The organism is Streptomyces sp. NPDC051452 (genome assembly GCF_044454765.1).
Classification (GTDB): Bacteria; Actinomycetota; Actinomycetes; order Streptomycetales; family Streptomycetaceae; genus Streptomyces.
On the sequence record NZ_JBITEB010000001.1, the window covers coordinates 251,536 to 260,573 of the forward strand.

General features: G+C 70.9%; 7 protein-coding genes. 6 read left to right on the forward strand and 1 reads right to left on the reverse strand.

What is annotated here, in order from left to right:
- Nucleotides 1-151 precede the first annotated feature (151 nt).
- The 3 genes from ACIBA9_RS01085 (at nucleotide 152) to ACIBA9_RS01095 (ending at nucleotide 4,402) form a co-directional block, all read left to right on the forward strand.
- Complete coding sequence (locus tag ACIBA9_RS01085) at nucleotides 152-1,123, forward strand: SCO0930 family lipoprotein (RefSeq protein ID WP_399359260.1); 972 nt, start codon at nucleotides 152-154, stop codon at nucleotides 1,121-1,123.
- A 325-nt stretch (nucleotides 1,124-1,448) separates the two neighbouring features.
- Complete coding sequence (locus ACIBA9_RS01090) at nucleotides 1,449-2,261, forward strand: SAM-dependent methyltransferase (protein ID WP_362151687.1); 813 nt, start codon at nucleotides 1,449-1,451, stop codon at nucleotides 2,259-2,261.
- Nucleotides 2,258-4,402: a putative bifunctional diguanylate cyclase/phosphodiesterase gene (locus tag ACIBA9_RS01095; RefSeq protein ID WP_399359261.1), complete on the forward strand. Its 2,145-nt coding sequence runs from the start codon at nucleotides 2,258-2,260 to the stop codon at nucleotides 4,400-4,402. Before ACIBA9_RS01090 ends, ACIBA9_RS01095 begins: the two co-directional genes overlap by 4 nt.
- Nucleotides 4,403-4,532: 130 nt before the next feature.
- On the opposite strand, the gene ACIBA9_RS01100 is transcribed toward ACIBA9_RS01095, so the two are convergent.
- Nucleotides 4,533-5,426 (reverse strand): LysR family transcriptional regulator, encoded by an 894-nt coding sequence (locus ACIBA9_RS01100; RefSeq protein WP_399359262.1) that lies wholly within the window; start codon nucleotides 5,424-5,426, stop codon nucleotides 4,533-4,535.
- A gap of 119 nt (nucleotides 5,427-5,545) precedes the next feature.
- Between ACIBA9_RS01100 and ACIBA9_RS01105 the strand changes: the two genes are divergently transcribed.
- Genes ACIBA9_RS01105 through ACIBA9_RS01115 form a run of 3 tightly spaced genes read left to right on the forward strand, consistent with a single transcriptional unit; the run spans nucleotide 5,546 to nucleotide 8,916 of the window.
- Nucleotides 5,546-6,217, forward strand: coding sequence for a succinate dehydrogenase (locus ACIBA9_RS01105; RefSeq protein WP_399359981.1), 672 nt, complete (start codon nucleotides 5,546-5,548; stop codon nucleotides 6,215-6,217).
- Nucleotides 6,218-6,220: 3 nt separating this feature from the next.
- Entirely contained in the window at nucleotides 6,221-8,170 is a 1,950-nt protein-coding gene (locus ACIBA9_RS01110) for a fumarate reductase/succinate dehydrogenase flavoprotein subunit (protein WP_399359263.1), read from the forward strand.
- Complete coding sequence (locus ACIBA9_RS01115; RefSeq protein ID WP_399359264.1) at nucleotides 8,167-8,916, forward strand: succinate dehydrogenase/fumarate reductase iron-sulfur subunit; 750 nt, start codon at nucleotides 8,167-8,169, stop codon at nucleotides 8,914-8,916. The genes ACIBA9_RS01110 and ACIBA9_RS01115 overlap by 4 nt, the downstream gene beginning before the upstream one ends.
- Nucleotides 8,917-9,038 lie beyond the last annotated feature (122 nt).

Genomic DNA, 9,038 nt, shown 5'->3' on the forward strand with positions numbered 1-9,038 from the left:
CACCCGGGCGGGGAATCCCGGAGAACTTTCCCGCCCCGTTGAACACTCCGGCCCCCGCGCCCCGTATCCATGGCCGTGCGGCGGCGTGGCGAGGCGCTGCGAAAGCGCCGCGACAGCGCCGCAATATTCGGGCTTAGATGGGGAGTTGACGATGAAGACCTCCTGGCGGACCGCCTCACTGGTGGCCACAGCCGCTTCAGTGCTGGCGCTGACGACGGCGTGCGGTCAGGACAACGCGGCCGCTCCCGCGTCGGCGGCCCAGAACGTCGGAGCCACGGCGCCCGCCGGCAACTACGGCAACCCCGGTTCCGGTACCGGAACCGCGACCGGCGCGGGCAACGGCTATGGCGCCGACGGCAGCCAGAGCTCCAGCTCACCGGCCGCCGCCGCCCCCGCGGGCAAGCTGACCGTGCAGCCCAACCCCGACCTGGGCAGTGTGCTGACCGACGGTTCCGGTCTGACGCTGTACCGGTTCGACAAGGACACCGCCAACCCGCCCAAGTCGAACTGCGCCGGGGACTGCGCCACCACCTGGCCTCCGGTGCCCGCCGACGACGCGAGCGCCGGCACCGGCATCGACAAGGCACGGCTCGGCGAGGTCACCCGCGCCGACGGCAGCAAGCAGCTCACCATCGGCGGCTGGCCCGCCTACCGCTACGCCAAGGACGTCAACGCCGGAGACGTCAACGGCCAGGGCGTGGGCGGCAAGTGGTTCGCGCTCGCCCCCGACGGCAAGAAGGCGACCCTCTCCTCGATGCCCGGCCTGTCCGTCCGCAAGGACCCCAAGCTCGGTGACATCGTCATCGACAAGAGGGGCATGACGGTCTACCGCTTCATGAAGGACCAGGCCTGGCCGAAGTCCGTCTCCAACTGCGTCGGCGCCTGCCTGGAGAAGTGGCCGGCCGTCGGCCTGGTCAAGGCGGCGGACACCGAAGGCGTCCAGAAGAAGGGCCTGATGGGCTTCACCCGACCCGACGGGGTGAAGCAGATGACGGTCAACTGCTGGCCGATTTACACCTTCTCCGGTGACAAGGCACCCGGGGACACCAACGGTCAGGGCGTGGGCGGCACCTGGTACGCCGTCTCGCCCGACGGCAAGCCGGTCGGCGCGCCGGGCAAGTAGATCCCCTCCCCAGGGTCGATCGCCCCGCCCTGCCGGCGCACCGTCCGAAGGTCCGCCCCCTCCGCGCCGCACGGAGGGGGCGGACCGCTGTCCGGGACGGGCGGGGCGGGGCGGGGCGGACGCGGGCTGGACGACGTGAGCCGGATGGCGCGCCCCACAGGACGCGGAGCCGTCACGCTGCGGGGTCACACAGGCACTTGCCGCAGGCAGTGACCGGGAACGGATGGTCAATTTCCGTTTCAGGTCGCTCCTTTGGCAGGCGATCAGTAGCCTCAGCTCGAACACCGGATCGCCTACGCCCGTCGTCCACGCCTTGGAGAGATACATGGAGCGTCCCGCCTGGGCCCCTCGGAACATCGACGTCTCGGTGCCCAGCGTCTCCCGGATCTACGACTACTATCTGGGCGGTTCGCACAACTTCGAGGTCGACCGGGAAGCGGCCCGCAAGGCCATGCGGTTCATGCCGGGCCTGCCGAAACTCATGCAGGCCAACCGGGCGTTCATGCGCCGGGCCGTGCGGTTCGCGGCCGGGGAGGGCATCACCCAGTTCCTCGACATCGGTTCCGGTATCCCTACGTTCGGCAACGTGCACGAGGTGGCGCAGACGGTCGTACCCGGTGCGCACGTCGTCTACGTCGACCACGACCCGGTCGCCGTCGCGCACAGCGAGGCGGTTCTGGCGGCTAACGAGCACGCGGACGTGGTCGCGGCGGATCTGCGCAAGCCGCAGGAGATCCTCGCGAGTTCCCGGCTGGAGCGGCTGATCGACCTGAATCGGCCAGTGGCCCTGCTGCTCGTTGCCATACTGCACTTCGTGGAAGACGCGGACGACCCGTACGGTGCGGTGGCCGAGCTGCGCGAGGCCCTCGCGCCCGGCAGCCTGCTGATCCTCACCCATGCCTCGTACGAGGGAATCCCGGTGCCCGCGGAGCGGGCCGAGGGTGCGGTGGACGTATACAAGGATATTCGCAATCCGCTGATCATGCGTTCGCGCGAGGAGATCGCGCGGTTCTTCGAGGGGTACGACATGGTGGAACCCGGACTGGTGCCGATGCCGCACTGGCGACCGGAGTCGGCGCCGGAGGACGAGGACCCGTACGCCTTCTCCGGGTTCGCCGGAGTGGGGCGTACGGCGTGAGCGCGGAGCCGGACGGCCCGGAGGACAGACTGCGCCGGCTGACGACGATCTGGAGCCGGGCTCTCTTCCCGGTGACGTCGACGTCGCTCACCCGGGTGGAATTCGAGGACAGACTCCGGCCGCTGGCGCAGCGGTTGAGCGAACTGCTGCGGGCGCGCGGCTTCGACGCGGACGGCGCGAGGGCGGTCGGCGCCGCGCTGGTGGAGGCGCACTGCACCGACCCCGAGGCGCTGACCCGCACCCTGGACTGCGTCGACGCCTATCTGGTCCTGTACTGCGGCGAGGACGGCCTCCAGGAGGAACTGCGGCTGCGTTCCTCGCGGTTGCAGCACGCCATCGCCGCCGGGTACGCGCAGGCGCTGCGCGAGCGGACCCTCGCCGAACAGGAGGCCATCGCCCAGGCCGCGTTGCAGGCGCAGGGTGTGGTGGCGCAGGCGCTGCACGCCAGCGAGGCCCGCTTCCGCGCGGTCTTCGAGGGCGCGGCCATAGGCATTGGCATCGCCGACCTCGACGGCAACATCCTCCAGGTCAACGAGGCGCTGGTGCGCATGTTCGGGCTCACCCACCAGTCGCTGCGCGGCCGCCGGGTGCAGGACTGGACCCACCCCGAGGACGCTCCCCAGACCTGGCGGCTCTACGACGAACTCGTCCGCGGCGAACGCGAGCACTACCACCTGGAGAAGGCGTTCAACCGGCCGGACGGCACCGCGCTGTGGACGAACCTGACCGTCTCCCTGCTGCGCGACGCCAACGGCGATCCGCAGTACCAGCTGGCCCTGATGGAGGACACCACCGAGCGCCGGCTGCTCAACCTCCGGCTGCGCTACGAGGCCACGCACGACGCGCTCACCGGGCTGCCCAACCGCACGCTGTTCTTCGAACGGCTGGAAAAGGCCCTCGGGGCCGGCGAGGGCCAGCGCTTCGGGCTGTGCTACCTCGATCTGGACGGCTTCAAGACCGTCAACGACAGCCTCGGCCACGCGGCAGGCGACCGACTGCTGGTGGAGGTCGCCGACCGGCTCCAGTCCTGCGCGACCGCGCCCGGCGAGATGGTCGCCCGGCTCGGCGGTGACGAGTTCGTGGCGCTGACCACCGGGCCCGAAACCGAGCGCGAGGTCGACGAACTCGCCGAGCGGATCATGAACGCGCTGGTCACCCCGATCAGCATCGACGGCCGCGACCTCATGGTCCGCGGCAGCCTCGGCATCGTCGAGGGCCCCGCGGGCGAGCGCACCGCGGCGGAGGTCCTGCGCAGCGCCGACATCACCATGTACCGGGCGAAGTCGGCGGGCGGCAACCGCTTCGAACTGGCCGACCCGGAGGCCGACGCCCGCGCGATCACCCGGCACGGTCTGACCACGGCACTGCCCACCGCCCTGGAGCGCGGCGAGTTCTTCATCGAGTACCAGCCGCTCGTCCATCTCGGCGACGGCAGCGTGCGCGGCGCCGAGGCCCTGGTCCGCTGGCTGCACCCGCAGCACGGGGTCCTCGGCCCGGACCGCTTCATCCCGCTCGCCGAGCACACCGGCCTGATCGTCCCGCTGGGCCGCTGGGTACTGGAGGAGTCCGTCCGCCAGGCCCGCGCATGGCGGGAACGCTACGGCGTCGAGACGACCGCCGGCCCGTTGCGCATCAACGTCAACCTGTCGCCCTGCCAGCTCGGCCATCCCGGTCTGGTGCAGGACACCGTCGACATCCTGGAGCGCACGGGTGTCACGCCCGACGCCCTGTGCCTGGAGGTCACCGAATCCGCGTTGATCGGCGCCGACGACGACCTGCTCAAACCGCTGCGCAGACTGGCGGAGATGGGCGTCGACATCGCCCTGGACGACTTCGGCACCGGGTACTCGAACCTGGCGAACCTGCGGCGCCTGCCGGTGAGCATCCTCAAGCTGGACCGCTCCTTCACCCAGGGCATGCAGCAGTTCCCGGCCGACCCGGTCGACCTGAAGATCGTCGAGGGCATCGTCTCCCTGGCCCACAGCCTCGACCTCGCGGTCACCGTGGAGGGCGTGGAGACCGCGGCGCAGGCCGAGCAACTGCGGATACTGGGCTGTGACACGGCCCAGGGCTGGTACTACGCCCGCCCCGGGCCCCCGGAGCGCCTCCACGACCTGGCCCTGGTCGACGCGACGGGCTGACCCCGTCCGGCATCCGGCAGGCGCGGTTCCCCCGAGGTGCGGGGAACTGCGCGGCAGGCCACGGCGGACCCGCGTCCGCCGAAGCCGGGTCACACCCCCAACGGGCCCGCGCCCCGCCCCGAAATCGCTCTCAGCGCTCCACCAGCATCCGTTGCAACTCCCGAGCCGCCCGGGGCGGAGCCACATCGCTGCGATGCGCCAGGGCGATGATCCGGTGCAGCCCCGGCCGCGCCAGCTCGGTCACCCGCAGCCCCCGCCCGGACCGCGTGGCGACCATCCGCGGTACGACGGCCACGCCCAGCCCCGCCCGCACGAACCCCAGCACCGCGTCCATCTCGCCACCCTCGACCGCGAAGTCCGGCTCGAACCCCGCGGAGCGGCACGCGGCGACGGTCAGCTCCCTGAGGTCGTAGCCGTGCCGGAACATCACCAGCCGCTCACCTTCCAGGTCCGCGATGTGCACGACCCGCCCGCCCGGTCCGGCGGTGCCCGGTGCCGGCACCTCCGGTGAGGACACCACCACCAGGTCCTCCCGCAGCAGCTCCACCGTGGTCAGCGCGGGCGCGGGCGACGGCAGCGGTAGCACCACCAGGGCCAGGTCGAGCGCGCCGCGGGCCAGCTCGCGCACCAGGTCGTGCGAGCCGCTCTCCTCGATCAGCAGTCGAACGCCCGGGTAGCGGTCGTGGAAGGCGCGCAGCACGTCCGGCAGCAGCCCCGTGCACAGGCTCGGCGTCGCCCCGAGCCGCACCCGTCCCCGGCGCAGCTGCGCCAGCTCCTGCACCTCGTGCCGGGCCGTGTCCGCGTCCGCCAGGATGCGCCGGGCCAGCGGCAGCAGCGCCTCGCCCGCGTCGGTGAGCGTGATGTTGCCCCGCGCGCGGCGGAAGAGATCCGCGCCCAGCTCCCGCTCCAGTGCCTTGATCTGCTGCGACAACGACGGCTGGGCGACATGGACCAGCTCGGCGGCCCGGGTGAAGTGCCGGGTCTCGGCGACGGCCACGAAGTACTGGAGCTGCTGGAACTGCATGGAGCGACAATAGCCGCAGCCTATGGAAACGAGCCGGACCATGTCTTGGACCGATCGGCCCTTTCGGCCCTAGCGTCATTCGCATGGCTCTGGCAACGCGGACGGACCGACGACCGTCCATGGCGCGCACCGTGTGGCACTCCACCGTCGGCAAGAAGACGGTGATGGCCGTCAGCGGCGTGATCATGCTGCTGTACCTGGTCGCGCACATGATCGGCAATCTGAAGATCTACTTCGGGGCGGGCGAGTTCAACCACTACGCCCACTGGCTGCGCACCGTCGGCGAACCCTTCATGCACTACGAGTGGACGCTCTGGCTCATCCGGATCGTCCTCGTCGTCGCCGTGGTCGCCCACGCCACCGCCGCGTACCAGCTCAGCCGCCGTGACATCAGGGCACGGCCCAGCAAGTACGTGCACAGGAAACCGAGGGCGAGCTACGCGACCCGCACCATGCGCTGGGGCGGGATCATCCTCGCACTGTTCATCGTGTGGCACATCCTGGACCTGACCACCGGCACCGTGCACCCGGGCGGCTTCCAGGAGGGCCATCCGTACCAGAACGTCGTGGACACCTTCTCCACCTGGTACGGCAACGTCGTCTACATCGTCGCGATGCTCGCGCTCGGACTGCACATCCGGCACGGCTTCTGGAGCGCCGCCCAGACCCTCGGCGTCGGCAGCCGCGCCCGCGACCGCGCCCTGAAGATCATCGCCGACGCCCTCGCGCTGCTGCTCACGGCCGGCTTCATCGCCGTACCCGTGGGCGTCATGACCAAAGTGGTGAGCTGACCCGTGACCGCATACGTGAACTACACGACCGGCGAGCCGGTCGTCGACCCCAAGGCTCCCTCCGGACCGATCCACGAGCGCTGGGACAAGCGCCGCTTCGAGGCGAAGCTGGTCAACCCCGCCAACCGGCGCAAGCACACGGTCATCGTCGTCGGCACCGGCCTGGCGGGCGGTTCCGCGGGCGCCACCCTGGCCGAACAGGGCTATCACGTCGTCCAGTTCTGCTACCAGGACTCCCCGCGCCGGGCGCACTCCATCGCCGCGCAGGGCGGGATCAACGCGGCGAAGAACTACCGCAACGACGGCGACTCCATCCACCGGCTGTTCTACGACACGGTCAAGGGCGGCGACTTCCGGGCCCGGGAGTCGAACGTGCACCGGCTCGCGCAGATCTCCGTGGAGATCATCGACCAGTGCGTCGCCCAGGGCGTGCCGTTCGCCCGTGAGTACGGCGGCCTGCTCGACACCCGCTCCTTCGGCGGAGTGCAGGTCTCGCGCACCTTCTACGCCCGCGGCCAGACCGGTCAGCAACTGCTGCTCGGCGCCTACCAGGCGCTGTCCCGGCAGATCGCCGCGGGCAACGTGGAGATGCACGCGCGCACCGAGATGCTGGACCTGGTCGTCGTCGACGGCCGGGCCCGCGGGATCATGGCCCGCGACCTGGTCACCGGCCGGATCGACACCTACTTCGCGGACGCCGTCGTGCTGGCCAGCGGCGGTTACGGCAACGTCTTCTACCTGTCGACCAACGCCATGAACTCCAACGCCACGGCCATCTGGCGGGCGCACCGGCGCGGCGCCCACTTCGCCAACCCCTGCTTCACCCAGATCCACCCCACCTGCATCCCGCGCACCGGCGACCACCAGTCCAAGCTGACCCTGATGAGCGAGTCGCTGCGCAACGACGGCCGGATCTGGGTGCCCAGGGCGAAGGGGGACGACCGGTCGCCGGACCGGATCCCCGAGGACGAGCGCGACTACTACCTGGAGCGCATCTACCCGTCCTTCGGCAACCTGGTCCCGCGCGACATCGCCTCCCGCGCCGCGAAGAACGTCTGCGACGAGGGCAGGGGCGTCGGCCCCGGCGGCCAGGGCGTGTACCTGGACTTCGCCGACGCCATCAAGCGCCTGGGACGGGCGGCCGTCGAGGCCAAGTACGGCAACCTCTTCGACATGTACCAGCGGATCACCGACGAGGATCCCTACGAGGTGCCGATGCGGATCTACCCCGCCGTGCACTACACCATGGGCGGTCTCTGGGTCGACTACGACCTGCAGACCACCGTCCCCGGCCTGTTCGCGATCGGCGAGGCCAACTTCTCCGACCACGGCGCCAACCGGCTCGGCGCCTCCGCGCTGATGCAGGGCCTGGCCGACGGGTACTTCGTCCTGCCGGCCACCATCAACGACTACCTGGCCCGCAACCCGCACCAGGAGCCGGTCACCGACGAACACCCCGTCGTCCAGGAGGTGCTGGCCGAGACCGAGGACCGGCTCCACCTGCTCCTCGCCGTCGACGGCGACCGCACCCCCGACTCCTTCCACCGCGAACTGGGCGAACTCATGTGGGAGTTCTGCGGCATGGCCCGTACCGACGCCGGTCTGCGCAAGGCGCTGGAGCGCATCCCCCAGATCCGGGAGGAGTTCTGGCGGCGCGTCAAGGTCCCCGGCACCGGCGAGGAGTTCAACCAGTCGCTGGAGAAGGCCAACCGCGTCGTCGACTACCTGGAACTCGCCGAACTGATGTGCCTCGACGCGCTGCACCGCGCCGAGTCCTGCGGCGGCCACTTCCGGGAGGAGTCCCAGACCCCCGACGGCGAGGCGGCCCGCGACGACGACGCGTTCTCCTACGCCGCCGCATGGGAGTTCACCGGCACCGGCGAAGCGCCCGTGCTGCACAGGGAAGACCTGGTCTTCGAGTACGTCCACCCCACCCAGCGGAGCTACGCATGAAGCTCACCCTGCGCGTCTGGCGGCAGCGGAACGCCGACGCCGAAGGCGGCATGTCCACCTACGAGGTGGACGACATCTCGCCCGACATGTCCTTCCTGGAGATGCTGGACGTCCTCAACGAACAGCTCATCCTCGCCGGCGAGGAGCCCGTCGCCTTCGACCACGACTGCCGCGAGGGCATCTGCGGGGCGTGCTCGCTGGTCATCAACGGCGACGCGCACGGACCCGAGCGGACCACCACCTGCCAGCTGCACATGCGGTCCTTCCAGGACGGCGACACGATCGACATCGAGCCGTGGCGGGCCGCCGCCTTCCCGGTCATCAAGGACCTGGTGGTCGACCGGTCCGCGTTCGACCGGATCATCCAGGCCGGCGGCTATGTCACCGCGCCGACCGGTGCCGCGCCGGAGGCGCACGCCACCCCGGTGCCCAAGGCCGACGCCGACTTCGCGTTCGAGCACGCCGAGTGCATCGGATGCGGGGCGTGCGTGGCCGCCTGTCCCAACGGGGCGGCGATGCTGTTCACCTCCGCGAAGGTCAACCACCTCAACGTGCTGCCCCAGGGCGCGCCCGAGCGGGAGACCCGCGTGCTGGACATGGTGGCGCGGATGGACGAGGAGGGCTTCGGCGGCTGCACGCTGGCCGGGGAGTGCGCCACCGCATGCCCGAAGGGGATCCCGCTGATGTCCATCACGAGCATGAACAAGGAGTGGCTGCGCGCCACCCGGAGGGCCGCCAAGCGGTGACCTCGCACTGAACGTTCGCCGACAGGGCGGGCGGGGGGGGGCGGGGGGGGGGGGGGGCCCCGGCCCCCCCCCCCCCCCCCCCGGGCCGGCCGGGGCCCCCGCCTGAGGCGCCCGGCACGGGG

What these genes read in the sequence shown, in the direction of transcription:
- ACIBA9_RS01090 (WP_362151687.1), top strand. Translation starts at nt 1,449, where the DNA reads ATGGAGCGTCCCGCCTGGGCCCCTCGGAACATCGACGTCTCGGTGCCC.
- ACIBA9_RS01085 (WP_399359260.1), top strand. Translation starts at nt 152, where the DNA reads ATGAAGACCTCCTGGCGGACCGCCTCACTGGTGGCCACAGCCGCTTCA.
- ACIBA9_RS01105 (WP_399359981.1), top strand. Translation starts at nt 5,546, where the DNA reads ATGGCGCGCACCGTGTGGCACTCCACCGTCGGCAAGAAGACGGTGATG.
- ACIBA9_RS01115 (WP_399359264.1), top strand. Translation starts at nt 8,167, where the DNA reads ATGAAGCTCACCCTGCGCGTCTGGCGGCAGCGGAACGCCGACGCCGAA.
- ACIBA9_RS01100 (WP_399359262.1), bottom strand. Translation starts at nt 5,426, where the DNA reads ATGCAGTTCCAGCAGCTCCAGTACTTCGTGGCCGTCGCCGAGACCCGG.